Origin of the sequence: Streptomyces sp. XM4193 (assembly GCF_023072595.1) — a bacterium.
GTDB lineage: Bacteria > Actinomycetota > Actinomycetes > Streptomycetales > Streptomycetaceae > Streptomyces.
Genome location: NZ_JALLGK010000002.1, coordinates 337,345 through 363,987 on the forward strand (window position 1 = coordinate 337,345; position 26,643 = coordinate 363,987).

The following is a 26,643-nucleotide window of genomic DNA, read 5'->3' on the forward strand; positions in this document are numbered from 1 at the left end:
GTCGCCCGGCACACCTGGACGACAGCAGACGAACAACGACGAGGAAGCCAACAGTGCACACGCCGACGCACGTGCCGTCATCTCGGACCGACCTGAACTCGCCTGATCCCACGGAGGACCACTTGACCGCCCTCACCACCCTCAACGAGCTCGACGAGGCCATCGACGGCCTCGGCACCGCCGTACCCTGTCGCGGCTACGACCCCGAGGTCTTCTTCGCCGAGGCGCCGGCCGACGTCGAGTACGCGAAGTCGCTCTGCCAGACCTGCCCGCTGCGCGCGGCCTGCCTGGCCGGCGCGAAGGACCGTCGTGAGCCCTGGGGTGTCTGGGGCGGCGAACTCTTCATCCAGGGCGTCGTCGTGGCACGCAAGCGGCCCCGCGGCCGTCCCCGCAAGAACCCGGTCTCGGCATGAACGCCCCGGGTTCCCTCGATCGCCCGTCCCCGTACGGAACAGCCGAGCAGCACGCCCAGATCGCGCAGCTGCTCCCCAGATCCTTTGAACACCGGTCGCCCTCGACCGGACTGAGCACGAACAGGAACCGTCAGATGCAACTCATGCCAGAAAGTCTGAGCAGAACCCGAATGCAGGACTCACTGCGTCAGGCCGAGTCCGAACGGACCGGCCAACGCCTGCTCACCGCCCAGCGGATGCAGCGGAAGGCCGAACGCGCCTCGCTCCGCGCACGCCGCGCGCTCGCGATGGCGGTGATGCAGTGACCGCGACGGCGCCGGGCCGCGGCCCTCAAATCGCCCTCGCGCGCAGGCCGTTCGCCGGACCGTGACGAATCGCGGCGGACGGACGGGTGGCGCCGCCGGGCGGCTGCCCGCAGCTCTGCCCGGCGGAAAGCTCTGAGGGGTGGTGGACCGAACGTGATCGTTCGGTCCACCACCCCTCAGCAGTCTCAACAGCCGTACCATGCACGGACATCGGCACGGGTGGGCGCCGTGCACGCGAAGGGCGCTCGACCGGGAGGACCCGGGCGAGCGCCCTTCGCTGTGGTTCTTGTTCGCGATCGACCCGGCACCGCCGCGACCGCGGTGCGGTCCGCGTCTGCGAGCCCTAGACGGAGCGGAACGCCAGTACGACGTTGTGCCCGCCGAACCCGAACGAGTTGTTGATCGCGGCGATCGTCCCCGACGGCAGGGCGCGTGCCTCACCGCGCACGATGTCGGCGTCGACCTCCGGGTCCAACTGGTCGAGGTTCAACGTCGGCGGCGCGAGGCGGTGGTGGAGCGCCAGCACCGTCGCCACCGTCTCGATGCCTCCGGCCCCGCCGAGCAGATGGCCCGTCATGGACTTGGTGGCCGAGATGGCGACTCCGTCGAGATCGTCGCCGAGCACCTTGCGCAGCGCCTTGATCTCCGCGAGGTCGCCCTGCGGGGTCGAGGTCGCGTGTGCGTTGAGGTGGGCCAGCTCGGACGGCTTCAGCGTGCTGTTCTCCAGCAGATTCTGTGCTGCCGCGGCAATGCCGCGACCGCTGGGCTCCGGCTGGGCGATGTGGTGGCTGTCGGCCGACAGCCCCTGTCCGAGCGCCTCGCAGTACACCCGGGCGCCGCGCTGCTCGGCGTGCTCGGCCGATTCCAGCACCACCACGCCCGCGCCCTCACCGAGCACGAACCCGTCGCGTCCGACGTCGTAGGGCCGGGAGGCCTTCTGCGGTTCGTCGTTGTTCTTGGACATCGCCATCATGTTGGAGAAGGCGGCGATGGGCAGCGCGTGGATCGCCGCCTCCGTACCGCCGGCGACCACCACGTCGGCGCGGCCGCTGCGGATCATCTCGATGGCGTAGCCGACGGCTTCGGCGCCGGAGGCGCAGGCGCTGACCGGACTGTGCACGCCGGCCTGGGCGTTGATCTCCAGACCCACGTTGGCCGACGGGCCGTTGGGCATCATCATCGGCACGGTGTGCGGGGAGACGCGTCGCGCGCCCTTCTCCCTGAGCGTGTCGTACTGCGCGAGAAGCGTGGTGACCCCGCCGATGCCGGACGCCACGACGGCGCCGGTCCGTGCCGGGTCGACCGGTGCTCCGGCCTCGCCCGCCCTGCCTTCCAGGCCCGCGTCGGCCCAGGCCTCCCGGGTGGCCAGGACGGCGAACTGGGTTGACCGGTCGAGCTTGCGGGTGACCGGGCGGGGGAGCAGTTCGGACGGCTCCTGGGCGGCGGGCGCGGCGATGCGGACGCTGAGCTCGGCGGCCCAGTCCTCGCTGAGCGCGCGCACGCCGGAGCGTCCGGCGACGAGGCCGTCCCAGGTCGAAGCGCTGTCGCCACCCAGCGGTGTGGTTGCGCCGATACCGGTGACGACCACGGTGCGATTGGCCGTGTTCACGGGATTCTTGTCTCCACTGTTAGGGGGTGTGCGGTGTGGCCCGCCCCCCGGCGTCCGCCGGGCGGCGACAGGCGCTCGAGTGCGCTCAGCTCTGGTGCTTGAGGATGTAGTCGACGGCGTCGCCGACGGTCTTCAGGCCCTTGACGTCGTCGTCCGGGATCTTGACGTCGAAACGCTCTTCGGCGGCGACGACGACCTCGACCATGGACAGCGAGTCGACGTCCAGGTCGTCGGTGAAGGACTTGTCCAGCTGGACGTCCTCGGTCGGGATTCCGGCGATCTCGTTGACGATCTCGGCGAGACCTTCGAGGACGTTCTCGGCGGTGGCCATAACTGGCTCTCCTTTTGGGTGTGTTCGGTGAGAAATAGGGACTAAGGGAGGGTAACGACCGTCGCCGCGTAGACGAGGCCCGCCCCGAAGCCGATGACGAGCGCCGTGTCGCCGCTCTTGGCCTGCCCGGTCGCCAGCATCCGTTCCATGGCGAGGGGGATGGAGGCGGCCGAGGTGTTGCCGGTGCTCTCCACATCGCGTGCCACCGCGACGTGATCCGGCAGTTTGAGGGTCTTCACCATCGAGTCGATGATCCGCATGTTCGCCTGGTGCGGGATGAAGACGTCCAGGTCCTCGGGGGTCAGCCCGGAGGCGGTCAGAGCCTGTCGCGCGACCTTCGCCATCTCGAACACGGCCCAGCGGAAGACCGTCTGGCCCTCCTGCCGCAGCGCGGGGAAGCGCTCCAGGTGTTCGTCGCGGTACCGGTCCCAGGGCTCGGTCTGGGTGATGACGTCGGACTTGTCGCCCTCCGATCCCCAGACCGTCGGGCCGATGCCCGGCTCGTCCGAGGGGCCGACGATGACCGCGCCGGCACCGTCGGCGAAGAGGAAGGCGGTCGAGCGGTCGGTGCGGTCGGTGAGGTCGGAGAGTCTCTCCACGCCGACCACCAGGGCGCGGGTGGCGCTGCCCTCGACGATCAGGCTCTTGGCAACCGCCAGTCCGTAACCGAACCCGGCACAGGCCGCGGAGATGTCGAACGCGGCGGCCTTGCCGGCACCCAGTCGGTAGGCGATCTCGGTGGCGACCGCGGGCGTCTGCTTGAAGTGCGAGACGGTCGCGATGATCACCGCGTCGATCTCCTCGGCGGTGGTGCCCGAGTCGGCCAGAGCCTTGCCGGCGGCGGCCAGCGTCATCTCGACCACTGTCTCGTCCGGACCGGCCCAGTGCCGGGTGGCGATGCCCGAGCGGGAGCGGATCCACTCGTCCGAGGAGTCGATGTGCTCGAGGATCTCCTCGTTCGGCACTACACGGTGCGGGCGGTATCCGCCGACACCGATGATCCGTGCTGCCGGGGCTCCCTGCGCAGGCTTGATCTTGGCGGTCATACGGTGGTGCCCTCCTGACCGACGGCGCCGTCCTGGCCGGCCGTGCCGTCCTCGATGCCGTGCTCAACGGCCAGGGCGTGCGCCGCGGCCAGATCGGCGGGCGTTTTCAGAGTCCCGCGGGCCACCTCCGGCATCGCCCTCCGGGCGATACCGGCCAGTGTTCCGGCGGGGCAGAGCTCGATCAGCGCCGTCGCCCCCTGTGCGGCGAAGGTCTCCATGCACAGGTCCCAGCGCACCGGGTTGGCCACCTGGGCGACCAGCCGCTCGATGAACTCCGCACCGTCGGTGAGGAGTCGACCGTCCCGGTTGGAGACCAGCGGGATGCTTGCGGGGCGGGGCGAGAGCTCCTCGACGGCCTGTCGCAGCGATTCCACCGCCGGTGCCATGTGCTCGGTGTGGAAGGCGCCGGCGACCTTCACCGCGACGACTCGGGCGCCGGCCGGCTTGTCGGCCTTCAGCGCCTCCAGTTGCTCGACGGTACCGGCGGCAACGATCTGGCCCGCACCGTTGACGTTGGCCGGGGTCAGCCCCAGCTTCTCCAGGTGGGCGACCACCTCGTCCTGGTCCCCGCCCAGCACGGCGGCCATTCCGGTGCGCACCTTCGCCGCGGCCTCGGCCATCGCCAGGCCCCGTCGGCGTACGACGCGCAGCGCCTCCTCCTCGCTGAGCACGCCGGCGACCGCCGCGGCGGTCAACTCGCCCACGCTGTGGCCCGCGACCGCACCGATCCGCACCGGGCCGGAGGACTCGTCCGACTCGCGCAGCGCCCGGGCGGAGATCAGCCCGGCGGCGACCAGCAGAGGCTGCGCCACCGAGGTGTCCAGGATCTCCTCGGCGGTTCCCTCGGTGCCGAAGTGGACGAGGTCCAGCTCGATGGCGTCGGACCATGCGCCGAGGCGGTCGGCGACACCGGGCAGTTCGAGCCAGGGACTGAGGAAGCCGGGCGTCTGAGCGCCTTGGCCAGGAGCGACGAGTACGAGCACCCTCTTACTCTCTCCCGCGGAGTGCTGTGGCTGCCGGTGAGGACCGGAACGAAGAACGGTCAGGGGAATTGTGCAGCCTCCACAAAGGGCGTATTCACGCCGTCGATTGGCTCTCCCCGTCGACAAGTCGCCCCAGAATCAAGGCAATACGGAGAGTGAATGCCGAGCGGACGTCCGAAGGCGACCAGCCGGTGACGTCAGTCACGCGTCGCAGCCGGTAGCGCACGGTGTTGGGGTGGACGAAGAGCATCCGGGCGGCGCCTTCCAAACTGCTGGCCTGCTCCAGGTAGACACTCAACGTCTCCAACAGCGCCGAGCCCGCTTCTTCCAGCGGTCTGTAGATCTCCTCCACCAGAAGCGCCCTGGCAGTGGGATCACCCGCCATGGCGCGCTCCGGCAGAAGATCGTCCGCGAGCACCGGGCGAGGGGCGTCCGGCCACGCGGCGCTCGCCCGCAGACCGGCCGCCGCGGCCTGCGCGGAACGGGTCGCCGACAGCAGGTCGCCCACCACCGGTCCGGCGACCACAGGTCCCGCCGCGAACGGGCCGATCAGGGACTTCGCGGTGCGCAACGGCTCGTCCGAACCGCCCGCGATCACGACCAGCCGGTCGCCGAGCACCCCGGTGAGCACATGGAGTTTCGCCTGCCGGGCGGCCCGGCGGATCGCCTCGACGGTCAACTCGTTGTCACCGTCGGGGGCGTTGCCCAGCACCACCGCCACATGCTCGGGGGAGTCCCAGCCCAGCGCAGCCGCCCGCGAGACGGTCCCCTCATCGGCTTCGCCGGAGAGCACCGCATTGACCACCAGCGACTCCAGCCTGGCGTCCCACGCGCCGCGAGCCTCGGCCGCCTGCGCGTACACCTGGGCGGTGGCGAAGGCGATCTCGCGCGAGTAGACGAGCAGAGCCTCCTTGAGCACCGCCTCGTCGCCCGGCGCCGCGACCTCGTGGATCGCGGACTCCATGACCTCGATCGTCGTCCGCACCATCTCCACCGTCTGACGCAGAGTGATCGCCCTGGTCAGCTCGCGCGGCGCGGTGCCGAACACATCGGTGCTGATCGCCTGCGGTGTCTCGGGACGGCGGAACCACTCCGTGAACGCCGCGATGCCCGCCTGCGCGACCAACCCGATCCACGACCGGTGTTCGGGCGGCATCGCGCGATACCAGGAGAGCTGGTCGTCCATCTGCGCGATCGCGGCGGCGGCGAGCTTCCCCGAGGAGTGCTCCAGCCGCCGCAGCGTGGCGGCGTGCGGATGCTCCGAGGCGGGCGGGGGCGTGGACTCAGCTGAATCGGACACGGGACAAGCCTGCCTCATCGCAGCGCGATGAAGCGCCCGGGGGCTGCGGGGGCGGCAGTACGGTTGGTCACATGCTGAGGGTCCACAGAGCTGACGAACGGTACGCGGGAGGCGACGGCGACTCCGGCATCCACACCCGGCACGCCTTCTCCTTCTCCGGACACTACGACCCGGCGAACACCGGTTTCGGCCTGCTGGTCGCCTGCAACGAAGAGCTGCTGGCGCCCGGAGCCGGATTCGCCGAGCACCCGCACCGGGATCTGGACATCGTGACCTGGGTGGTCGAGGGCGAGCTCACCCACCGCGACTCCACCGGCCGCACCAGCACGGTGCTCCCCGGCGACGTGCAGCGGCTCAGCGCCGGTTCCGGCGTACGCCACGTCGAGCGCAACGACGCCGATGTGCCACTGCGCTTTCTGCAGATGTGGCTCGTCCCCGGCGTCTTCGGGGTGCCGCCGGAGTACGAGATCGTGCGCGGCATCTCGGACGGCACGCCGTACGCCCTGCCTCGTTCCGAGTCGGTGCTGCACACCCGCCGTCTCGTCGACGGCGAACGAAGCGCGCTGCCCGCGGCGCCCTGGCGGTACCTCCACGTGGTCCGCGGCCAACTCGACGTGCTCCCTGCCGAATCGGCCCTCGCCTCCGGCGCCGGCAGCGCCGAACCGGCACGCCTGGCCGCCGGCGACGCAGCCCGGATCACGGGCGGCGCGGAGCTGTTCGCGGTGGCCAGGGGCGGAGCGGAGTGCCTGGTGTGGGAGATGCACACCGAACCGACCTACGGCTGACTCCGGAGCGGCGGCGCTTCGGCGCTTCCGCAGCCGTAAGCGCTGCCGTCCGCGCTGTGACACACGGGCGTGCCCGCGGGGAGCACGCCCGTGTGGGACCCGGCCGGTGTGCCCGGCCAGGGGCTGGTCGGCCCCGGGCCGGCCGGAGGAGGTCAGCCCGCCCGCAGCTCCGCCAGGACCGCGTCGGTCAGCGGCGGCCACGCCTCGATGGCCCACTGCCCGAAGGGCCGGTCCGCCAGCGCCACACAGGCGGCGCCCGCCTCCGGATCGACCCAGAGGAAGGTGCCGTCCTGGCCGAAGTGCCCGAAGGTGCGAGGCGAGGAGGAACTGCCCGTCCAGTGCGGCGACTTGTGGTCGCGGATCTCGAAACCCAGGCCCCAGTCGTTGGGGGTCTGCGGGCCGTACCCGGGCAGCACGCCGCGCAACGAGGGGAAGGCGACCTCGGTGGCCTCCGCGAGGGTCTGCGGTGCGAGCAACCGCGGCGCCTGCAACTCGGCGGCGAACAGGGCCATGTCCGCGACGGTGGAGACACCCGCACGAGCCGGGGAACCCCGCAGCTCCGTCGAACTCATGCCCAACGGCTCCAGCACGCCCTGGTGCAGGTACTCGGCGAACGGGATGCCGGTGGCGCGGGCAAGATGGTCGCCCAGCACCTCGAAACCGGCGTTGGTGTAGATCCGCCGGGTGCCGGGCGCCGCCTTGACCGTCGGCTCGTCGACGGCGAGCCCGGAGGCGTGCGCCAGCAGATGCCGCACCGTCGAGCCCTCGGGCCCCGCGGGCTCGTCCAACTCCACCGCGCCCTCCTCGACGCCGACCAGCACGGCGTACGCCGCCAGCGGTTTGGTCACCGAGGCGAGCGTGAAGCGGTGGTCGGTGGGACCGTGCGTGCCGACGACCTCGCCGCTGCTCCGCACCACGGCGGCAGCAGCGGTGGTGACCGGCCAGCTGTCGATTCTGCGCAGGCTGTCCATGGCGTCGAGCCTAACGCGCACCTCCGACAGGCCCGCGCGCGCTCCGTCACACGATCCGTCCAACTCCCCGGCACGGCTGCCGTTTCGCCGCGCTCCCGTCACTCTCCGGCGCTCCCCGTCCCGCGCGGCACCCCGCGTCCGCCCCCGCGCGCACGCCACGCCTGCCCCCGCGTCGCCCCACGACCTGTCCCGTCCCGCCCCGTTCCGCCGTGCGCACCGGCCCGTCGCGAGGCCGCCGCCGTGGGTGGAATCACCCGCTTGCCTGGAGTGCACTCGAAGGCTCTAGCGTCGTCGCCATGACGATGACGCAGCCGGGCCCGAACCGGCAGGTCCATCAGCAGACTTCGGACGAACCCGGCGACCGGCCCCGCTACACCATCAGCGAGGTGGCCGAGCGGACCGGCCTGAGCGCGCACACGCTGCGCTGGTACGAACGCATCGGGCTGATGCCGCACATCGACCGCACCCACACCGGCCAACGCCGGTTCTCCGACCGGGACATGGAGTGGCTCGACCTGGTCGCAAAGCTGCGCCTCACGGGTATGGCGGTCGCCGACATGGTGCGCTACGCCGAGCTGATCAGGGCCGGTGAGGCGACCCTGCGGGAGCGCCTGTTGCTGCTCAGCCGCACCCGCGAGGAAGCACAGCGGAAGATCGCGGGGCTTCGGGAGACCATGGCCGTCCTCGATTACAAGATCAACCACTACGAGTCCAAGATCGACCGCCGCGAGTCCGGAAGCGGCCGATACGAGCCCGGTGCCGAGTGCCATGAGACCGGGGTCGACCGTCCCGAGGACGGGATCGACTGCCGTGGGGACGGGATCGACCGCCGTGGGGCCGCCTGTGCGTCGCCGAGTCGGCGGCAGAACGCATGACCGCGACCGCGCTTCCCACCACTCGCCTCGGCCGGGCGGGCCGGCGGTCGGTGCCCAGGGCCTGGGCTGCAGGCGCATGAGCTGGGCCCACGGACCCGGGCCGGCAGCGGCTCGAAGCCCGGCGGTGCACATCGTCGGCCGGGACATGTCCTCGGGAGCGGCACCTCTTCCGAGGCGGTGACGCGACCGGCTGCCCGGCCCGGCCGAGGGCTCGCCCGGGCGGTCCGAAAGGGACGGCACCCGCAGCTGCCGGGAAATGTTTGGTGCTGTCGCGATCCGGTGACCGGCGTTCGCCCGCGGACGGCCGACGCTTCTGCGCGGGCCGGACTCAGCAGCGGCTCACAGCTCGGCGAGCAGCTCCGCCTTCTTGCCCGCGAACTCCTTGTCGGTCAGCAGCCCCGCCGAGTGCAGTTCTCCCAGGTGCCGTATGCGCTCGGCGATATCGGCGGGATCGGAACGCACGGGCTCATCCGCACCGCCGATCGAACATCGGGCCTTGTCGAGGCTGCGCACCGATGCCGGTTCCGCGGCCCGGACCGCTGCCAGCACCGCCGCCGCCAACGGCAGCGACTCGTGCACCAGCCCGTAACCGAGCCCGAAGACGATCGCGAACGGGTCGTGCTCCGGCTCCGGCTTCTCCTGCTCCTCCTTCGTGCCGTGCGGGAGCAGTCGGAGGTAGCCGTTGAAGACCTCGGGAGAGCGCCACTCGACGTCGCTGAGCTCGCTTACCTGGAACCGCTGGTCGCCGGCTTTCCACTTCGCGGAGGAGGCGCCGGTCCAGAACCAGCGGAAGGTCACCGACCGGCCGTCGAACGCGGCCTTGCCGTCGTAACCCTTGAAGCTCAGCGGAGCCTGCGGGGCGTCGACGAGATAGCGCTCCGCAGGCTCACTGCGGTCGGCGGGCAGCATGCTCCGCAGCTCGCCCAGGTAGTACTCGGCCAGCACCTCCCGGTCCGCCGGGAGAACCAGCCGATACGGGTCGCACCTCTCCTTGAGCTGACTTCCGGCCGCGTCCACCAGCGGGTCGGCGCCGACGCGCGGGGTCAGACGAAGCACGACCGTCCCGCGTCTGGTTCCGGGCAGCAGCTCTGCGCCGCTCAACGCCTCGTAGGGGATGCGGCGTTCGCCCAGCACGTGGAACAGCTTGGGCGTGCGGATCCCCCGTTCGAAGCGGATGAGCACGGAGTCTGTGTCGAACTCCCAGGAGGAGTGAATTCCAGCCAGTACGTCACCCATGCGGCCCATCGTATGCGGCGGTCGGCCGCGAGTCCCGTCTCCGGGACCATCCGCGTTTACCAGGAGGTAGTGGAGCCGTAGCTACCGGTTCCGACGGCCGCAAGGTTGGCCAGAGCACCTGTCCCCGGCTCGAAGTACGCGGTGTGGCCCGAGGCGTCCGCGGTGGCCAGACGGCGCGACCCGAACCCCGGCTCGGCGGGATCCGCACCGTGGCCGATACCGCCGAAGTTCAGATGGGGAACATCGGCGATCCAGTCGCCCTGCGCGCGCATCGCCCACAGCCTGCGGCTCCCGCCCAGCTCGGACGCACTGTCCAGACGCATGCCCGGGCTGCCTGCGACGACCACGTCCGTCACCCTCGCCGGACTCCTGGGCCCGGCCACACCGCAGACCACGGAGCCGTAGCTGTGACACATCAGCGCCACCGTCGAATCGCCGGGCAGCGCCCGCAGCAGTTCGTTGAGCCGGGTCGCGCCGTCCTCGGCGAGGTCGCCGGTGGCGGCGCTCATCCCCACACCGCGCGGCGCCGTGTAGTCGGCCCAGGCGATCGTGGCCGTGCCGACCTCGGGCGCCTGTCTCCTGCCGCTTTCGTAGACGGCCTGCGCCATACCGACCGGGGCGGTGTACTTCAGCTGGGTGCGCTCGAACGTCAGCAACTCGGTGTCCACACCGGGGACTATCACCGAGACCCGCTCGGCCTTCTCGAGGTTCCCGAAGACCTCCGCGGCACGGCCGCGACCGGTCGGGTCGAAGGCGAGGATCTGCCGGTCGCCCTCCAGGAGCGAGGTGAACCTGTTCATCCTGCGCCCGGCGTCGTGCTGCCCGGCCTCGGTGAGCCGTTCGTCCGTCTTGCGCTCGCGCTCGACGGCGACCGCCCGGTGCAGCGCGAGCCGGTTCGCTTCGTAACGCAGCCGCACCGGAACGCCGTTGAGGTTTCCGACGATCAGCGGGTGCTCCTCGGCGAGGCCGCGCTGCTCGTTGGTGCTCAGAGAGCGGAAGAACCGACGCACCTCCGCGGGCCTTGCTTCCGGGTCCGGCAGCGGGCGCCCTTCGAGGGAGCTCTCCGCCCAGACGGAGAGTGCGGCCTCGCGCGGGCTGGGCAGCCGGTGCTGGTTCTGCACCGCCGTCCAACCGGCCGTCGCGAGAAGCACGAAGACCACGGCGATGGTCAGGGCTACGCGCCATCCGGTACCGGCGCGCTCGCCGCTGTGCGGCACGGCGAGGCCGGCGAGCGGATTGCTGAGGTCCATTCGTCTGCGCAAAGAGGTCACTGGAGGCACACCATAGGAGACGCCGTCGTCGACTCGGCGGGAGTCGTGACTCGCCTCACATTCCCCGTAGTTGTTGTCCGGCGGTTGTCAGTTGCTTGGTCGGCTGCGTGCAGGTGATGCGTGAGATGCATGGCAGTGCGTGTGGCGGCTGTTGGTGCGTGTGATGCGTTTCGCTGTGTGCGGTCCGGCCCATCCTGCCCGGATGCCCCGCGGCGGTCGCAGCAGCCGCTCGTGGCTCACGAGGTCGGCGAGGTCTGCGGCTGCGGGGCCCAACCGGGCTCGAAGACGCTGGGTATGTGATCGAGGAAGCTACGGGCCTGGCGCATCGCTCCTGTCACGGTGGCGTCCTCGCTCTGTCCCCACTGCTGCATCGCGATCCGCAGCACGCCGAAGAACGCGCCGACCAGCACCCGCGGGCGCGGATCGTCCTCCACGCTCGTCCCCGCTCGCTCGGCGATCGCCCGGGCCAACCGCTCCTCGGTCTCCAGGCTCCGCCAGGACTGCACCGCGATGAGAGCGGGGGTCGTCTCGATGAGCTGCCACATCCGCAGGTGCAGATCGATCGGGATGACCGCGGCGACCGACTCCCCGACCCGCTCCAGGACTTCCTCGAGAGTCGCTCTCAGCGCCACGAGCGGAGGCTCATGAGCGGGACGACCTCGCAGCAGTGTGAGGAACTGCTCCTCCACGGTCTCCTGGAGGGCGAAAACGACGTCCTCCTTGCCCGCGAAGTAGCGGAAGAAGGTGCGCTCCGACACATCCACCGCACTTGCGATCTCCTCGACGGTGGTCCTCTCGTAACCCCGCGACACGAAGAGCTCGTGCGCCGCGCGGATGAGGGCGTCCCTGGTCTGCTGCTTCTTGAGTTCGCGCAGGCCGGCCACCCGCTCACCTCCCTTGCTGTGCTGATCAACTCTAGCCGCGTCGGCTCGCACGAATGTGCCACCCGGTTGTCGCTGTGGATTACTCATGAGTTGTGCACAACTCCACCATCCGTACCGGTGAACGAAGCCCGGATCCCTTGGTGATCGCCTCGCACGGCCGGACTCTGAGGTCGGCAAGCAGCTTCGAGGACCACGAAGGGACACCGCCGTGCAGCCGACCCGTACACAGCGCACCGAAACGATGCACACCCGCTGGATGCACACCGAGAGGATGCACACCGAGAGGATGCACACCCGCACGCAGCGCACCCCGCAGCACGCCCCGCACCGCAGCCGGCAGCAGGCCGCGCGCTGCACTCCGCTCCGCGATCCGCGCTCCGTCCCACAGCCCGTCCCGCACGCCGCCGTTGGGCCCGGTGCCCAGTCCTTCTCCGAATCGCAGTCACGCCGCCGTCCGCGAACTCCCGCTCGCGCGGCCGGGCTTGCCCGGCGCCTCGCCAACCGGCTGCCGGCGGCGGGGCGTTCGGCGCCGGACCGCCGGCTGTCGGCAGTCGCACGCCGAAGCGGTGCTCGGGTGGCACGGCTGCTGGTGGTGATCGTGTGGACGACGGCGACCCTCTTCGCACTGCCGGGTGCGGCGCGTGCCGGTTCACCGCCGGCGGCGGAGTGCGCGGCCGGCGAGCTGTGTCTGTGGCCCCGCGCCGACTACGGCGGCCCACGCACCCACCACGAGCTGCTCGGCCTCACCACCGAGGAGTGCACCCCGCTTCCGAAGGGGACGACGGCCGGCTCGCTGGTGAACCGCACCGGCCGTCCGGTCACCGTCTACCAGAGCGCCGTGTGCGACACGACCGGCGATTTCAGTACCTATCCGTCCGGGTCCTGGGTGCCCGAAGCGCCCTACACCGTCCGCGCGTTCACCCTCTGGGAGCGCTGATGGGGCGCGGGCTTCAGGCCGTCGCACGGTATGCGTCCGCCGGTCGGTGCCGCCGCTCGCGCACGTTCCGCCGATTCCTGCGCCTCGGGCCCTCCGCCGGTCGGCGGGCCTGCCACCGGGCTTGCCCGGAGTCTCGCACTGCTGCCCCGAGCTGCCGCTGCGCTTCTCGGCCACAGCGAAGCGAATGCACACAGCGGAGGGGCCCGACCGCACCGTGCTCCGGGCGACCGGGCCCACTCCGTCTTGACGCGCTGCTGCGCAGTGCCTTCTCAGGCGTCGCCGCCGGCCGGGCCGGGATCGGCGGCACCGACGTCGAGCAGCCGGTAGCGGTCGATCGCCTGCTTCGGCGCCGAGCGGTCGATCTGCCCCGCGCGGGCGAGCTCCGAGAGCACTCCGAGCACGATGGAGTGTGCGTCGATGTGGAAGTACCGACGCGCTGCGCCCCGGGTGTCCGCGAAGCCGAAGCCGTCGGCGCCCAGGGACTGGTAGCTCCCCGGGACCCAGCGGGCGATCTGGTCGGGCACGGACCTCATCCAGTCCGACACCGCCACGAACGGCCCCTGCGAGCCCTCCAGCTTGCGCGTCACATAGGGCGTGCGCTGCTCCTCGTCCGGGCGCAGCAGATTGTGCTGCTCGGCCTCCACCGCGTCGCGGCGCAGCTCGTTCCACGAGGTCGCGGACCAGACGTCGGCCTTGACGTTCCACTCCTCGGCAAGGATCTGCTGGGCCTCCAGCGCCCACGGCAGGGCGACGCCGGAGGCCAGGATCTGCGCGGGCAGCTCGCCGTCGGTGCCGGGCCGATAGCGGTGCAGCCCCTTGAGGATGCCCTCGACGTCCACGTCCTGGGGCTCGGCGGGCTGCTGAGCCGGCTCGTTGTAGACCGTGAGGTAGTAGAAGACGTCCTCGGCGTTCTCGCCGTACATCCGACGCAGACCGTCCTTGACGATGTGCGCGATCTCGAAGCCGAAGGCGGGGTCGTAGGCGACGCAGGCCGGGTTGGTGGAAGCGAGCAACTGAGAGTGGCCGTCGGCGTGTTGCAGGCCCTCCCCGGTGAGCGTCGTGCGTCCCGCGGTGGCGCCCAGGACGAAGCCGCGCGCAAGCTGGTCCGCCATCTGCCAGAACTGGTCGCCGGTCCGCTGGAAGCCGAACATCGAGTAGAAGACGTAGATCGGGATCAGCGGCTCACCGTGGGTGGCGTGCGCGGAGCCCGCGGCGATCAGGGACGCGGTGCAGCCGGCCTCGGAGATGCCGTCGTGCAGCATCTGGCCCTGCGGCGACTCGCGGTAGGCGAGCAGCAGCTCCCGGTCGACGGACTCGTAGGTCTGCCCCAGCGGGTTGTAGATCTTCGCCGACGGGAAGAAGGAGTCCATGCCGAAGGTGCGGTACTCGTCCGGCGCGATCAGCACGAAGCGTTTGCCGATCTCCTTGTCCCGCATCAGGTCCTTGAGGAGCCGCACGAAGGCCATCGTGGTGGCGATCTGCTGAGAGCCCGAGCCCTTGCGAATCGCCGCGTAGGTCTTCTCGCCGGGCAGTGTCAGCGGCTTGGAGCGGTCGACACGGGTGGGCACATAGCCACCGAGCTCCTGCCTGCGGTCGTGCATGTACTGGATCTCGTCGGAGTCGCGACCCGGGTGGTAATAGGGCGGGACGCCGTCCTCGAGCGCCTTGTCGGGGATCGGCAGCCGCAGCCGGTCCCGGAAGCGCTTGAGGTCCTCGACCGTGAGCTTCTTCATCTGGTGGGTGGCGTTGCGGCCCTCGAAGTTCGGGCCCAGGGTCCAGCCCTTGACGGTCTGCGCCAGGATCACCGTCGGCTGGCCCTTGTGCTCCTTGGCGGCCTTGTAGGCCGCATAGACCTTGCGGTGGTCGTGGCCGCCGCGACCCAGGTGGAGGATCTGCTCGTCGGTCATGTTCTCGACCATGGAGCGCAGCCGGCGGTCGCCCCCGAAGAAGTGGTCCCTGATGTACTCGCCGGTCTCGGTCGCGTAGGTCTGGAACTGCCCGTCCGGGGTGGCGTTGAGCTTGTTGACCAGGGCGCCGTCACGGTCCTGGGCCAGCAGCGGGTCCCACGACCGGTCCCAGATCAGCTTGATCACGTTCCAGCCGGCGCCGCGGAAGACGGACTCCAGCTCCTGGATGACCTTGCCGTTGCCGCGCACCGGCCCGTCCAGCCGCTGGAGATTGCAGTTGACGACGAAGGTGAGGTTGTCGAGGTTCTCCCGGGCGGCGATGGTCAGCTGGCCCAGGGACTCGGGCTCGTCCATCTCTCCGTCGCCGAGGAAGGCCCAGACGTGCGAGGCGGAGGTGTCGGCGATACCGCGGGCTTCCATGTAACGGTTCATCCGAGCCTGGAAGATCGCACCGATCGGACCGAGGCCCATCGACACCGTGGGGAACTCCCAGAAGTCCGGCATCGAGCGCGGATGCGGATAACTGGAAAGCCCGTGCGGCGCCTTGGACTTCTCCTGCCGGAAGCCGTCGAGGTTCTGCTCGGTGAGCCGGTCCAGCAGGAAGGCGCGCGCATAGATACCGGGCGAGGCGTGGCCCTGGAAGAAGACCTGGTCGCCGCCGTCCCCGCCGTCCTTGCCCCGGAAGAAGTGGTTGAAGCCCACGTCGTAGAGGGAGGCGGAGGAGGCGAAGGTCGCGATGTGCCCACCGACACCGATCCCGGGGCGCTGCGCCCGGGAGACCATCACCGCGGCGTTCCAGCGGGTGGCGTTGAGGACCTTGCGCTCGATCTCCTCATTGCCCGGGAAGTACGGCTCGGCGGCCGTGGCGATGGTGTTGACGTAGTCGGTGCTGCGCATCTCGGGCACGGCGACCCGCTGCTCGCGGGCGCGCTCGATGAGGCGGAGCATCAGGTAGCGGGCACGCTCCCGGCCGCGTTCGTCCACCGCCGCGTCGAGCGACTCGAGCCATTCGGCGGTCTCTTCGGGGTCGAAGTCGGGGACCTGGCTGGGAAGGCCGCCAATGATGATCGGGGTGCGATCTGATCCGGAAGCCACGCTGTTCCTTTGCTGGTTGGTGGTGCTCTGCTGGTATCGCGCCGACTCCCATCGTGGACCGATGGGCCGCGTACGTCACCTTTACTCAGGGGTAACCGCAGGGGACGCTTCAATTCGCGCGGGCCGGCCCTGCCAGGGCCGTGGGCCCGGTCGGAGGAAGCCTACGCGGGCGCCGGGAGAGCTCGTTGTGCGCGGCGTGGTGAAGGCAGTGGAAACGAATTGCGCACACCCTCGCTGAGCCTCACGGAGAAGGGCGGCGAGAGTCCGGTTCACTCGTCTCGGGCGTCTCGGTGCGGAGTGCCGAAATTAAGGGCACCTGTCAACTCCGTTGGGTGCGGAGTTCGTTACCGAATGCTTTTTACTCTTCCCTGAACGTATTTCTCCGGCGGCGGTCGCGGAGGTGTGTGCACAGTGCCTCCGGGCGGCCGGGGAGAGGTGCGTCCGGCCCGGTCAGGCTGCCGGGTACTTGCGCGATTCGCCTGGCACGTGTGGACTACGGCGAAGCACTATGCGTTCTCGCGGGAGATCTCGCGCTTACGCAAGGGCACAGGTACTTTCGCAACATGAGTAGGAGGCAATCCGTGAGCGCGACCGCGGACCACGCGGAGGAGCGGACCAACCCCGCCGTGAGGCTGGGGATCCAGCCCGGACAGGTGGTCCAGGAGCTCGGCTACGACGACGACACCGAGCAGGCACTTCGTGAGGGAATCGAGGCCATCTCCGGCAACGAGCTGGTGGATGAGGACTACGACGACCTCGCCGATGCTGTAGTCCTGTGGTTCCGAGAGGACGACGGCGACCTGACGGACGCGCTGGTGGACGCCATCTCGCTGGTGGACGACGGGTCCCCGATCTGGCTGATGACTCCCAAGACGGGCCGTGACGGCTTCGTCGTGGCGAGCGAGATCGGTGAGGCCGCGCAGACAGCCGGACTCCAGCAGACGAAGCCGTTCAACGTCGGCAAGGACTGGACCGGCAGCCGTCTGGTCACGCCCAACGCGAGCCGTTCGGGCAAGAGCTGATCAGGCCGACAGGCCGGCCCTCCCGCCGGCGGATCGATCCTCGCCGAGCCCGTCGACTCGACGGAGCACCGGAGCTGCCCACGTAGCGCAAGAGTGGCCGGCAGAGCGAGCTGTCGAGCGCTCGACGAGCCACCTCATCGACTCGGCGCACTCCCGTGATTCCCGGAGTGCTCCGACGTCGTCCGCGTGCAGCCCGGACACAGAGCGCCCCCGAGACCACCTCGGGGGCGCTCTGTGTCCCCGGGCGCCCGGGCATAGGGTGGAGTCCGTCACTTTGGGTCGCTACGGGAGGGAACGCACTCGATGCAGGTCGAGGTTGGTACGAAGGCGCCGGACTTCGAACTGAGGAACCAGCACGGCGAATCGGTGTCGCTCTCGGACTTCCGGGGCGAGAAGAACGTCGTACTGCTCTTCTACCCGTTCGCTTTCACCGGGGTGTGCACCGGCGAGCTGTGCGCTCTGCGCGACGAGCTGCCGCACTTCGTGAACGAGGACGTCCAGCTGCTCGCGGTCTCGAACGACTCGCCCTTCTCGCTGCGCGTCTTCGCGGAGCAGGAGGGGCTCGACTACCCCCTGCTGTCGGACTTCTGGCCGCACGGCCGGGTGTCGCGGGAGTACGGCGTCTTCGACGAGGAGAAGGGCTGCGCGGTGCGCGGCACCTTCATCCTCGACAAGGAGGGAGTCGTGCGCTGGACCGTCACCAACGGACTGCCGGACGCGCGTGACCTGAACGAGTACGTACAGGCGCTCAAGAGCCTGTAAGGCCTGGGTGCGAGCGGGAACCGATCATTAGGATCGATTCGTTACCACCACAGGCATCCGTGAACGGGGGCACGCAGTGCTCCGCATTTCGATCTACTAGGAGGATTCGTGGGAGTCAGCCTCAGCAAGGGCGGCAACGTCTCGCTGACCAAGGAAGCCCCGAACCTGACCGCCGTGCTCGTCGGTCTCGGCTGGGACGCCCGCACCACCACCGGTGCCGACTTCGACCTGGACGCCAGTGCGCTGCTCACCAACGCCACCGGCAAGGTCGCGAACGACCAGAGCTTCGTCTTCTTCAACAACCTGAAGAGCCCCGACGGTTCCGTCGAGCACACCGGTGACAACATCACCGGTGAGGGCGACGGCGACGACGAGGCGATCAAGGTCAACCTCGCCGGTGTGCCGGCCGATGTGGAGAAGATCGTCTTCCCGGTCTCCATCTACGAGGCCGAGACCCGCCAGCAGAGCTTCGGTCAGGTCCGCAACGCCTACATTCGCGTGGTCAACCAGGCCGACGGGAACGAGCTGGCCCGTTACGACCTCACCGAGGACGCCTCCACCGAGACGGCCATGGTCTTCGGCGAGCTCTACCGGCACGGCGCGGAGTGGAAGTTCCGTGCCATCGGCCAGGGCTACGCCTCCGGCCTGCGCGGCATCGCCCAGGACTTCGGCGTCAACGTCTGACCGACGCACGCAGACCCGGGCGGGGCGTTCGCGGCGCGTCAGCGTCGTCGATGCCCGAGTCCGGTCACGGCTTTCCGGCGCCGCACACCTCCCGAAGCGGTAGGTGTGCGGCGCCGGGCAATGTGACGTACAACCAACTGATCGCGGCAACACCGGGGAGAGGAAGCAGCAGAGATGGGTGTCACGCTCGCCAAGGGGGGCAATGTCTCTCTTTCCAAGGCCGCGCCGAATCTGACGCAGGTCCAGGTCGGTCTCGGCTGGCAGTCCCGTGCCACCACGGGCGCGGATTTCGACCTGGACGCGAGCGCACTGCTGTGCGCGGGCGGCCGGGTGCTCGGCGACGAGTACTTCGTCTTCTACAACAACCTGAAGAGCCCGGAGGGCTCCGTCGAGCACACCGGTGACGAGCTGGTCGGCGGCACCGGCGGTGGCGACGACGAGACGATGCTGGTCGATCTCACGCTGGTGCCCCAGCAGGTCGACAAGATCGTATTTCCCGTCTCCATTCACGACGCGGACGCCAGGCGTCAGACGTTCGGGCAGGTCACCAGCGCCTACATTCGCGTGCTGAACCAGGCCGACGGGAACGAGCTGGCCCGTTACGACCTCACCGAGGACGCCTCCAGCGAGACCGCGATGATCTTCGGCGAGCTCTACCGCTACAACGGCGAGTGGAAGTTTCGTGCAGTCGGGCAGGGGTACGCGTCGGGGCTTCGCGGTATCGCCCTAGACTTCGGAGTCAACGTCTCGTGAAGCGCGCTTCGTTGACGACCTGAAGCGGCCCGCCGTTCGGCGGTTCGAGCGCGCGGGGGATCTCGATGAGAGAGATTGGGTAACCAGTGGTTCTGAGAACCTTCGGCTGGTCCTTCGGCGTCACCGCCGCTGGCTTGGCCATCGCAGCATACTTCTGGGGGTGGGAGGGCTTCGCCATCGTGGCGATCCTCTCCATCCTGGAAATCTCGTTGTCCTTCGACAACGCCGTGGTCAACGCCGGTGTGCTGAAGAAGATGAATGCCTTCTGGCAGAAGATCTTCCTCACCATCGGAATTCTGATCGCTGTCTTCGGTATGCGTCTGGTGTTCCCCGTCGCGATCGTGGCGATCAGTGCCCAGCTGGGCCCGATCGAGGCCGTCGAGCTGGCGATGAACGACGCGGAAACCTACGAGCAGATGGTGACGGACGCTCACCCGGGCATCGCCGCCTTCGGTGGCATGTTCCTGCTCATGATCTTCCTGAACTTCCTCTTCGAGGAGCGGGAGCACAAGTGGCTGCCGTGGATCGAGCGTCCGCTGGCCCGTCTCGGCGGTGTCGACGGCCTCTCCGTCTGCCTGGCACTCATCGCGCTGCTGGGCACCGCCGTGGTGATGGCGCCGGTCGCGCACCAGTACGGGGGTCATGAGGACAAGTCCGCGACGGTGATGCTGGCCGGTATCGCCGGTCTGGTCACCTACCTCCTGGTCAACGGACTCTCCAGCCACTTCGAGGGCAAGCTCGAAGAGGAGGAGGAGCGCGAGCACGAGGCGGAGGAAGCCGCGCGCCGCTCCGGCAAGGAGCGCACCGCGGTGGGTGTCGCGGGCAAGGCGGCGTTCTTCCTCTTCCTCTACCTGGAAGTGCTGGACGCCTCCTTCTCCTTCGACGGTGTGATCGGTGCCTTCGCGGTCACCAACCACATCTTCTGGATGGCGCTCGGTCTGGGCATCGGCGCGATGTACGTCCGTTCGCTCACCGTCTACCTGGTGCGCGAGGGCACGCTGGACGACTACGTCTACCTCGAGCACGGTGCGCACTACGCGATCGGTGCGCTCGCGACGATCCTGCTGATCACGGTCCGTTGGGAGATCAGCGAGGTCATCACGGGTCTGCTCGGAGTGGTGCTGATCGGCCTCTCGTTCGCCTCCTCGCTCCGGTACAACAAACTGCACCGCGGGGACGACGACGGGGGCGGGGGAGAGGCCCCGGAGAGAGCCAAGGTGACCTCGGACGTGTAGCTGCGCGTCTCGCTGTGTGAACACCGGGTAAAGCCGGGTGTAAAGACAGCCTCGAATGCGGAACCCTGTGTGCGGGGCGGCCGTCGACGGCGCCGGGAGAAGTTCCTCCCGGACAGCCAACCGACAGCCGCCCCGCGGCAGTTGGGCATCCGGCGACGGGACAATTGGGGGCACACATGGTCTCTCTGTGGGAGCACTTTCGCACCGGTGGTGGGACCAGAGGGCAGAGCTTCGAGATGGTGGGCACCGGCTATGCCACGGAGCTGACCAAGCGCAATCCCTCCATGTCGCTCACGGCGCAGGGCGCCGACAGCGGCACGATGCGCGTCAATCTCAGCTGGCAGATGCGCCAGCCCGACATGAACGAACGCCGGCGCCGCAAGGGCTCGTTGCGGCACCCGCTGCAGATGCTCAAGCCGGAGCCGGTGTCCGGTCACACCCAGGGCATGGTCAATGTGGACCTCGATCTTGCCTGCCTCTACGAGCTCAAGGACGGCCGCAAGGGGGTCGTCCAGCCGCTGGGCGATCTGCTCGGCGACCTCAACGAGCCCCCGTACCTCAAGCTCACCGGGGACGACCGTTTCGGCTCGGGCTCGGGGGAGACCCTCTACATCAACTGCGACCAGAGCGAGCAGTTCAGTCGGCTGTTGATCTTCGTCTACGTCTACGACGCCACGCCTGCCTTCGAGCGCACCAACGCCCTCGTCACGCTGGTGCCGAGCAACGGTCCGCAGGTGGAGGTCAGACTCACCGAGCGGGCGCCGCAGGCACGCTCCTGCGCTGTGATGCTGATCGAGAACAAGGACGGTGAGCTCATGGTCCGGCGTGAAGTCCGTTATGTGTACGGCTTCCAGGCGGATCTGGACCGGCTCTACGGCTGGGGCATGACCTGGGGACGCGGCTACAAGTCCACCGGCAAACGCTGACCGCCCCCAGCCGGGCAGCCGACCGACCACCGACCGACCGAGCGACCACCGAACCGGGCGACCACCGGCCGGGCGCCGCACCGAAGCGGCTGCCCGGCCGTACCGGCGTGCCCGTACGGTGGCGCCCCCGCGCGCGGTAGCCCACAGCGGCCCGCCTCCCACGTGTCGCCCTGCGTCGCCCACGAGCCCCGCGGGACGGCGCATGCCCGTGCTGGACGTCCCGACACGACTGCGCCCCGGCCGGGCAGCCGCTGAAGCCCCCGGTGGAGACGTACAGCTAGCGGTTGACGAACTGCGGGCCCTGCGGGGGGAGCGTGAATGCCGGGTCGGGCTGCGGCGGATAGCCGTACGCGGGTCCGGGCGGCGGGGCGACGGTGCCGGCCCCGTACGCGGGCACCGGGGGCATTCCGGGGGGTGGCGGCGGGTAGCCGTAGCCGGGCGGCGCTGCCGCGACGGTGGCGGCGGCGCGGTCCGGCACCGGCGGTGCGGGCGGCGGCTCGGGCGCGGGTACGGGGTCCGGCGTCGGCCCGGGCTCGGGGATCGGCTCGGGCCTGGGCGCCGGCACCGGGTCCGGCTCGGGAATCTCGAGCTCGGACGGAGGCTGGGGTACGCCGGCCTGCGCGGGGACCAGTGCTTGCGGCGGGCCGGAGGGGGGTGGCGGCACCGATCCGTCCGAGGAGAGGTCGAGGAAGCCGCCGTCCCCGGAGTCCGCGCTGTCCTCCCCGCCTGCGCCGCCCTCGCCGTCGTCGACGGAGACGCCGAAGGTCGTCGCCAGGCCGATCAGCCCGCTGGTGTACCCCTGGCCCAGCGCGCGGAACTTCCAGCTGCCGTCCCGGCGGTAGAGCTCGCCGCAGATCAGAGCGGTCTCCTCGCCCGTCTCCGGCACGATCTCGAAGCGGGTGATCGTCTCGCCGGTGCCGGAGTCGCGCAGCAACAGCAGCAGGCCGCCCGGCACTTCGGCGAAGGTGCCGCCGTCGGCCGACGCGGCGAGCAGCACCCGGTCCACCGAGGGGTCGAGTGCGGCGAGATCGGCCTCGACGGTGTCGGTCAGCCCTTCGAGCTCGTGCGTCTTGGCCAGGTGCCGCACCAACCCGGAGGGGTGGCGCGGCTGGTTGTAGAAGACGAAATCCGTGTCGTCGCGCACGACGCCCTCGTGACCGAGGAGCAGGGCGGACGCGTCGATGTCCGGGGCGCCGGCGCCCGGCGTCCAACGCAGCACGGCGCGCACCGCGGTGGCGTACAGCTGGATGTTGGAGCCCTTGGTCATCAGGTGCGTCATGCCTGCCATCCTGCCTGCTCGCTCCGGAGACGACAACGCGCTGCCGGTGCCGCGTCGGTGCGGCGCACACGGTCTTCGGGGGCGCCGGAGCGCTCGGTCTCCCGGCGGTTCCCGGATTCCGGTCCTGTGACAGTCCGGTTACCCCATTTTCACCCGGACTTCCTCCTTCGTTCAAACACACTGTCGGACGCCGGTCTTACGATGGCCTGTTGGGTCGCGCAGGGAGTGGCCCGTGATGCACGTGAGACAGGAGCACCATGCGCCATTTCCGGCACATTGGGCCAGAATCCAGGCAACTGCTCTTCCATCGGGAGCCTGGGGAGTTCCACATGGACTCTCCCGCGAAGACCCTTTCCGTTGCGCTCGGAGCCACCCTCTACAGCCCCGCCAACCGCCCCCAGCTCGCCGCGGACATCCTCAAGCAGGCCGCCCGGCACGGTGTGGTCTCGATGGTTCTGTGCCTCGAGGACTCCATACCGGACGACCAGGTGGTCCCGGCCGAGGCGAATCTGGTGCGGCAGTTCGCCGAGCTGCACGCGACCGCGTCGCCCGACAGCCTGCCGCTGCTCTTCGTACGGGTGCGGGAGGCGGAGCAGATCACCTCTCTGACCGCCCGCCTCGGTGAGTCGGTGGCGCTGCTGTCGGGGTTCGTGGTGCCCAAGTTCACCGAGGAGCGCGGCGTCGTGTTCCTGGAGGCGCTGACCGCGGCCGAAAGCGCCTGCGGGAAGCGGCTGTTCGCGATGCCGGTGCTGGAATCGCCCGAGCTGCTGTATCTGGAGTCCAGGGCCGAGACGCTGCACGGCATCGCACGCGTCGCGGAGAAGTACCGGGACCGCATCCTGGCGCTGCGGCTGGGAGTGACGGACTTCTGCTCCGCCTACGCGCTGCGCCGCAGCCCCGACATGACCGCCTACGACGTCAAGTCCGTGACCGCGGTCATCTCCGATGTGGTGAATGTCTTCGGACGTTCCGACGGCACCGGCTTCACCGTGACCGGCCCGGTCTGGGAGTACTTCCGGCACCAGGAGCGGATGTTCAAACCGCAGCTGCGGCGCACCCCCTTCACCGGGCGGGGCGCCGACGAGCTGCGCGCCGATCTGATCGCACAGGACATGGACGGGCTGCTCCGGGAGATCCAACTGGACCGGGTGAACGGTCTCCAGGGGAAGACCTGCATCCACCCCAGCCATGTCGCGCCGGTGCACGCACTGTCGGTTGTCAGCCACGAGGAGTTCAGCGACGCCACTGATGTGCTGAGCCCCGAGTGCAACGGAGGCGGGGTCGTGCGGTCCGCCTACACCAACAAGATGAATGAGGTGAAGCCCCACCGGGCCTGGGCAGAAAGGACTCTGCTGAGGGCCGAGGTCTTCGGAGTCGCGCGTGAGGGCGTGGACTTCGTCGACCTGCTGGGGGCGAGCCTGGCATGAGCGATTTCAGGACAACAGATCAGGCGAACCGTGTGAACAACTCCTCCGGCACGACCCCGTCCTCCGGCGACCCCGGCCCGTCCACCGCACCCGCCGCCGGGGCGCCGACCGCCGGAGCGCCGACCGCCGACCCGTCCACCGCACCCGGCGCCGACGAGCCGTGGAGCGGCCAGTGGGTCACCGATCGACTGGATGTGCGTCTGGAGGGGGAGGGGATCGGCGATCTGCTCGGCCTCGCCCTGCGCCGCAACCCCCGTCGCGCCCATCTGCTGGTCTCGCGGGTGCTCGGCAAGCACGTCCCGCAGTGCCCCGATCTGATCTACGGCACCGGGCTCGGCCTGGGCGTACGGGTGCGCGAGCTGCTCGGCCACCAGGAGGCCGCCCGCGCGGTGGTGCTCGGCTACGCCGAGACCGCCACCGGCCTCGGCCACTGCGTCGCGGACGGCATGGGCAGCGCTCCCTGTCTGCACTCCACCCGCAGGCCGGTTCCGGGGGCGCGTTCCGCGGGCGGCTTCGAGGAGGAGCACTCCCACCACACCTCCCATCTGCTGCTGCCGCAGGACCCCGAGCTGCTGACCGGGGACGGGCCGCTGGTGCTGGTGGACGACGAGCTCTCCACGGGCCGCACCATCCGCAACACCATCGCCGCGCTGCACGCGGTGCGCCCCCGCGAGCGGTACGTGATCGTCGCGCTGGTGGACATGCGGGCCGCCGAGGACCGTGCCGCGCTGGAGAAGTTCGCCGCCGAACTGGGCGCCCGCGTCGACGTGGTGGCGCTGGCCCGCGGCTCCGTCGCACTCCCGCCCGGAGTGCTGGAACGCGGCCGGGAGCTGGTCGCCGCACACGAGGGCGCCGAGGAGCCCGGGCCGACCCGGCCGAGCCCGGCCACCCCCGAACGCGTCGAACTGCACTGGCCGTTCGGCCTGCCCGACGGCGGCCGGCACGGCTTCACCCCCGCCCACCGGGCCCGGCTGGAGGCGGCGCTGCCCGCGATGGCCGACCGCCTCGCCGCGGCGATCCCGGCCGACGCCCGACGCGTACTGGTGCTGGGCAGCGAGGAGTTGATGTACGCGCCGCTGCGGCTCGCCGACGCGCTCACCGGTGTGATCGACGCCGAGGTGCGCTACTCCACCACCACCCGTTCCCCGGTGCTCCCGGTCGACGACCCCGGCTACGCGATCCGCACCCGGCTCACCTTCCCCGCGCACGACAACCCGGCCGACGGTCCGGGACCGCGCTACGCCTACAACGTGCACCGCACCGACGGCCCGGGCTTCGACGCGATCGTCGCCGTCACCGACTCCACCGGTGACACGGCCGAACTCCACGCGCCCGACGGGCTGTTGGCCCGGCTCGCGGAGCACACGCCGCGGCTGCTGTTCGCCGTGCTGCCCTCCCGGCTCCCGTTGCCCCGGCCGCTGGGCGGCCCGGACTTCTCCTCCTACGACGCGTCCGAGTGCCGCTGGCTGCTCCAGGACCTCTCGGACGTCACGCTGGAGGCGCCGACCGAGGAGCGCGAGGAGGCGATCCAGAGCGGCGGCGCGCACTACGCCGAGTCGCTGCCGGTCGAGTACCAGCCCAGCCAGGAGTACCAGCAGCTCTTCCACAGCGCACTCGCCGGCTCCGCACGCCGGGTCGCGCACGCCATCGGCACGGTCACCGAGACCGTGCTCACCGAGCATCTGGAGAAGGTGGGAGCCGCCGCGCGCGCCGCCGGGCGGCTGCCCGTGCTGGTCTCGCTGGCCAGGGCCGGCACCCCGGTCGGCGTGCTGATGCGCCGCTGGGCGCAGCGCCGGCACGGCCTCACACTGCCGCACTACGCCCTGTCCATCGTGCGCGGACGCGGTATCGACACCACCGCTCTGCGCTTTCTGGCCACCCACCACCACCCGCAGGACGTGGTCTTCGTCGACGGCTGGACGGGCAAGGGCGCGATCACCGCCGAGCTCGCCGAGGCGCTGGCGCCCCACCCCGAGTTCGACCCGCGTCTCGCGGTGCTCGCCGACCCCGGCTCCTGTGTGCGCACCTACGGCACCCGCGAGGACTTCCTCATCCCCTCCGCCTGCCTCAACTCCACGGTCTCCGGGCTGATCTCCCGCACGGTGCTCCGCGCCGACCTCGTCGGTGAGAACGACTTCCACGGCGGGAAGTTCTACCGCGAACTCGCGGACGCCGACCTCTCGCACCACTTCCTGGACTCGATCTGCGCACACTTCGAGGAGACCTTCGAGTCCTCCTGCGCCGAATCGGCCGCGCTGTCGGCCGCCGATCGCACACCCACCTGGGAGGGTTGGCGCGCGGTGGAGCGGATCAGCCGCGAGTACGGCATCGGCGACGTCAACCTCGTCAAGCCGGGTGTCGGCGAGACCACCCGGGTGCTGCTGCGCCGCGTTCCGTGGCGCGTACTCGCCCGCCGAGGCGCGGGGGCCGACCTGGACCACGTACGGCTGCTCGCCGAGCAGCGCGGGGTCCCCGTCGAGGAGGTCGACGAACTCCCGTACAGCTGCGTCGGAATCATCCACCCCCGCTACACCAGGGGCGCCACCGGCGCCGACGGAAAGGCCGCCTCGTGAGCACCCCGAACCCCTCGACCGAGCCCCGGCCCCG

The 26,643-nt window shown here is 70.1% G+C and carries 24 protein-coding genes and 1 pseudogene; 13 read left to right on the forward strand and 12 right to left on the reverse strand.

Annotated features, from left to right (window positions below; translation table 11 throughout):
• Positions 1-53 precede the first annotated feature (53 nt).
• The gene (locus MTQ01_RS08705) at positions 54-413 is read left to right on the forward strand and encodes a WhiB family transcriptional regulator (RefSeq protein WP_308294373.1); all 360 of its coding nucleotides are present in this window, start codon (positions 54-56) and stop codon (positions 411-413) included.
• Complete coding sequence (locus MTQ01_RS08710; protein WP_247488294.1) at positions 410-718, forward strand: hypothetical protein; 309 nt, start codon at positions 410-412, stop codon at positions 716-718. Before MTQ01_RS08705 ends, MTQ01_RS08710 begins: the two co-directional genes overlap by 4 nt.
• Positions 719-1,061: 343 nt before the next feature.
• On the opposite strand, the gene MTQ01_RS08715 is transcribed toward MTQ01_RS08710, so the two are convergent.
• The 5 genes from MTQ01_RS08715 to MTQ01_RS08735 all read right to left on the reverse strand — a co-directional run bounded on the left by MTQ01_RS08715 (position 1,062) and on the right by MTQ01_RS08735 (position 5,987).
• Positions 1,062-2,327, reverse strand: coding sequence for a beta-ketoacyl-[acyl-carrier-protein] synthase family protein (locus tag MTQ01_RS08715; protein WP_247488296.1), 1,266 nt, complete (start codon positions 2,325-2,327; stop codon positions 1,062-1,064).
• An 85-nt stretch (positions 2,328-2,412) separates the two neighbouring features.
• Positions 2,413-2,658: an acyl carrier protein gene (locus tag MTQ01_RS08720; RefSeq protein ID WP_247488298.1), complete on the reverse strand. Its 246-nt coding sequence runs from the start codon at positions 2,656-2,658 to the stop codon at positions 2,413-2,415.
• A gap of 41 nt (positions 2,659-2,699) precedes the next feature.
• On the reverse strand, positions 2,700-3,704 hold the full coding sequence (locus tag MTQ01_RS08725; protein WP_247488300.1) for a ketoacyl-ACP synthase III: 1,005 nt from the start codon (positions 3,702-3,704) through the stop codon (positions 2,700-2,702).
• The gene (locus MTQ01_RS08730; protein WP_247488302.1) at positions 3,701-4,687 is read right to left on the reverse strand and encodes an ACP S-malonyltransferase; all 987 of its coding nucleotides are present in this window, start codon (positions 4,685-4,687) and stop codon (positions 3,701-3,703) included. The genes MTQ01_RS08725 and MTQ01_RS08730 overlap by 4 nt, the downstream gene beginning before the upstream one ends.
• A gap of 94 nt (positions 4,688-4,781) precedes the next feature.
• Positions 4,782-5,987, reverse strand: coding sequence for a helix-turn-helix domain-containing protein (locus MTQ01_RS08735; RefSeq protein ID WP_247488303.1), 1,206 nt, complete (start codon positions 5,985-5,987; stop codon positions 4,782-4,784).
• 71 nt (positions 5,988-6,058) lie between these two features.
• On the opposite strand from MTQ01_RS08735, the gene MTQ01_RS08740 reads away from it, so the two are divergent.
• Positions 6,059-6,772 carry a pirin family protein gene (locus MTQ01_RS08740; protein ID WP_247488305.1) on the forward strand — a complete coding sequence of 238 codons (714 nt, stop codon included), beginning with the start codon at positions 6,059-6,061 and terminating at the stop codon, positions 6,770-6,772.
• Positions 6,773-6,924: 152 nt separating this feature from the next.
• Here MTQ01_RS08740 and MTQ01_RS08745 read toward each other — a convergent pair whose 3' ends face one another.
• Positions 6,925-7,743 carry a serine hydrolase gene (locus tag MTQ01_RS08745; protein ID WP_247488307.1) on the reverse strand — a complete coding sequence of 273 codons (819 nt, stop codon included), beginning with the start codon at positions 7,741-7,743 and terminating at the stop codon, positions 6,925-6,927.
• A 302-nt stretch (positions 7,744-8,045) separates the two neighbouring features.
• Between MTQ01_RS08745 and MTQ01_RS08750 the strand changes: the two are divergent.
• Positions 8,046-8,459: pseudogene (locus tag MTQ01_RS08750) on the forward strand (MerR family transcriptional regulator); the annotation flags it as partial.
• Between the two features lie 498 nt (positions 8,460-8,957).
• On the opposite strand, the gene MTQ01_RS08755 reads toward MTQ01_RS08750, so the two are convergent.
• From MTQ01_RS08755 to MTQ01_RS08765, 3 genes are all read right to left on the reverse strand, one after another.
• On the reverse strand, positions 8,958-9,863 hold the full coding sequence (locus tag MTQ01_RS08755; protein WP_247488309.1) for a DUF4429 domain-containing protein: 906 nt from the start codon (positions 9,861-9,863) through the stop codon (positions 8,958-8,960).
• Positions 9,864-9,910: 47 nt separating this feature from the next.
• Positions 9,911-11,116, reverse strand: coding sequence for an alpha/beta hydrolase (locus MTQ01_RS08760; protein WP_308294374.1), 1,206 nt, complete (start codon positions 11,114-11,116; stop codon positions 9,911-9,913).
• A gap of 245 nt (positions 11,117-11,361) precedes the next feature.
• Positions 11,362-12,009 (reverse strand): TetR family transcriptional regulator, encoded by a 648-nt coding sequence (locus MTQ01_RS08765; RefSeq protein WP_247488311.1) that lies wholly within the window; start codon positions 12,007-12,009, stop codon positions 11,362-11,364.
• Between the two features lie 574 nt (positions 12,010-12,583).
• Here MTQ01_RS08765 and MTQ01_RS08770 point away from each other — a divergent pair.
• Entirely contained in the window at positions 12,584-12,946 is a 363-nt protein-coding gene (locus MTQ01_RS08770) for a peptidase inhibitor family I36 protein (protein WP_374207657.1), read from the forward strand.
• 269 nt (positions 12,947-13,215) lie between these two features.
• On the opposite strand, the gene aceE is transcribed toward MTQ01_RS08770, so the two are convergent.
• Complete coding sequence (aceE, locus tag MTQ01_RS08775; protein ID WP_247488313.1) at positions 13,216-15,948, reverse strand: pyruvate dehydrogenase (acetyl-transferring), homodimeric type; 2,733 nt, start codon at positions 15,946-15,948, stop codon at positions 13,216-13,218.
• A 581-nt stretch (positions 15,949-16,529) separates the two neighbouring features.
• Between aceE and MTQ01_RS08780 the strand changes: the two genes are divergently transcribed.
• From MTQ01_RS08780 to MTQ01_RS08795, 4 genes are all read left to right on the forward strand, one after another.
• Positions 16,530-16,970: a DUF3052 domain-containing protein gene (locus MTQ01_RS08780; protein ID WP_211041986.1), complete on the forward strand. Its 441-nt coding sequence runs from the start codon at positions 16,530-16,532 to the stop codon at positions 16,968-16,970.
• 303 nt (positions 16,971-17,273) lie between these two features.
• Positions 17,274-17,732, forward strand: a complete 459-nt coding sequence (locus MTQ01_RS08785) for a peroxiredoxin (RefSeq protein ID WP_247488315.1) — start codon at positions 17,274-17,276, stop codon at positions 17,730-17,732.
• Between the two features lie 108 nt (positions 17,733-17,840).
• Positions 17,841-18,416, forward strand: a complete 576-nt coding sequence (locus MTQ01_RS08790; protein WP_247488317.1) for a TerD family protein — start codon at positions 17,841-17,843, stop codon at positions 18,414-18,416.
• A 174-nt stretch (positions 18,417-18,590) separates the two neighbouring features.
• Complete coding sequence (locus MTQ01_RS08795) at positions 18,591-19,169, forward strand: TerD family protein (RefSeq protein WP_247488318.1); 579 nt, start codon at positions 18,591-18,593, stop codon at positions 19,167-19,169.
• Here MTQ01_RS08795 and MTQ01_RS08800 read toward each other — a convergent pair.
• On the reverse strand, positions 19,156-19,311 hold the full coding sequence (locus MTQ01_RS08800) for a hypothetical protein (protein WP_247489238.1): 156 nt from the start codon (positions 19,309-19,311) through the stop codon (positions 19,156-19,158). The two genes, MTQ01_RS08795 and MTQ01_RS08800, sit on opposite strands and share 14 nt — an antisense overlap.
• On the opposite strand from MTQ01_RS08800, the gene MTQ01_RS08805 reads away from it, so the two are divergent.
• Both MTQ01_RS08805 and MTQ01_RS08810 read left to right on the forward strand, forming a co-directional pair.
• Positions 19,256-20,404, forward strand: a complete 1,149-nt coding sequence (locus MTQ01_RS08805; RefSeq protein ID WP_247488320.1) for a DUF475 domain-containing protein — start codon at positions 19,256-19,258, stop codon at positions 20,402-20,404. The genes MTQ01_RS08800 and MTQ01_RS08805 overlap by 56 nt on opposite strands.
• A 176-nt stretch (positions 20,405-20,580) precedes the next feature.
• Positions 20,581-21,330: a Tellurium resistance gene (locus MTQ01_RS08810; RefSeq protein WP_374207658.1), complete on the forward strand. Its 750-nt coding sequence runs from the start codon at positions 20,581-20,583 to the stop codon at positions 21,328-21,330.
• 277 nt (positions 21,331-21,607) lie between these two features.
• Here the strand turns inward: MTQ01_RS08810 and MTQ01_RS08815 are convergent, their stop codons facing one another.
• Complete coding sequence (locus MTQ01_RS08815) at positions 21,608-22,609, reverse strand: TerD family protein (RefSeq protein WP_247488322.1); 1,002 nt, start codon at positions 22,607-22,609, stop codon at positions 21,608-21,610.
• A 257-nt stretch (positions 22,610-22,866) separates the two neighbouring features.
• Between MTQ01_RS08815 and MTQ01_RS08820 the strand changes: the two genes are divergently transcribed.
• Together MTQ01_RS08820 and MTQ01_RS08825 are read left to right on the forward strand one after the other, a co-directional pair.
• Entirely contained in the window at positions 22,867-24,036 is a 1,170-nt protein-coding gene (locus MTQ01_RS08820; RefSeq protein WP_247488324.1) for an HpcH/HpaI aldolase/citrate lyase family protein, read from the forward strand.
• Positions 24,033-26,609 carry a phosphoribosyltransferase gene (locus tag MTQ01_RS08825; protein ID WP_247488326.1) on the forward strand — a complete coding sequence of 859 codons (2,577 nt, stop codon included), beginning with the start codon at positions 24,033-24,035 and terminating at the stop codon, positions 26,607-26,609. The genes MTQ01_RS08820 and MTQ01_RS08825 overlap by 4 nt, the downstream gene beginning before the upstream one ends.
• Positions 26,610-26,643 lie beyond the last annotated feature (34 nt).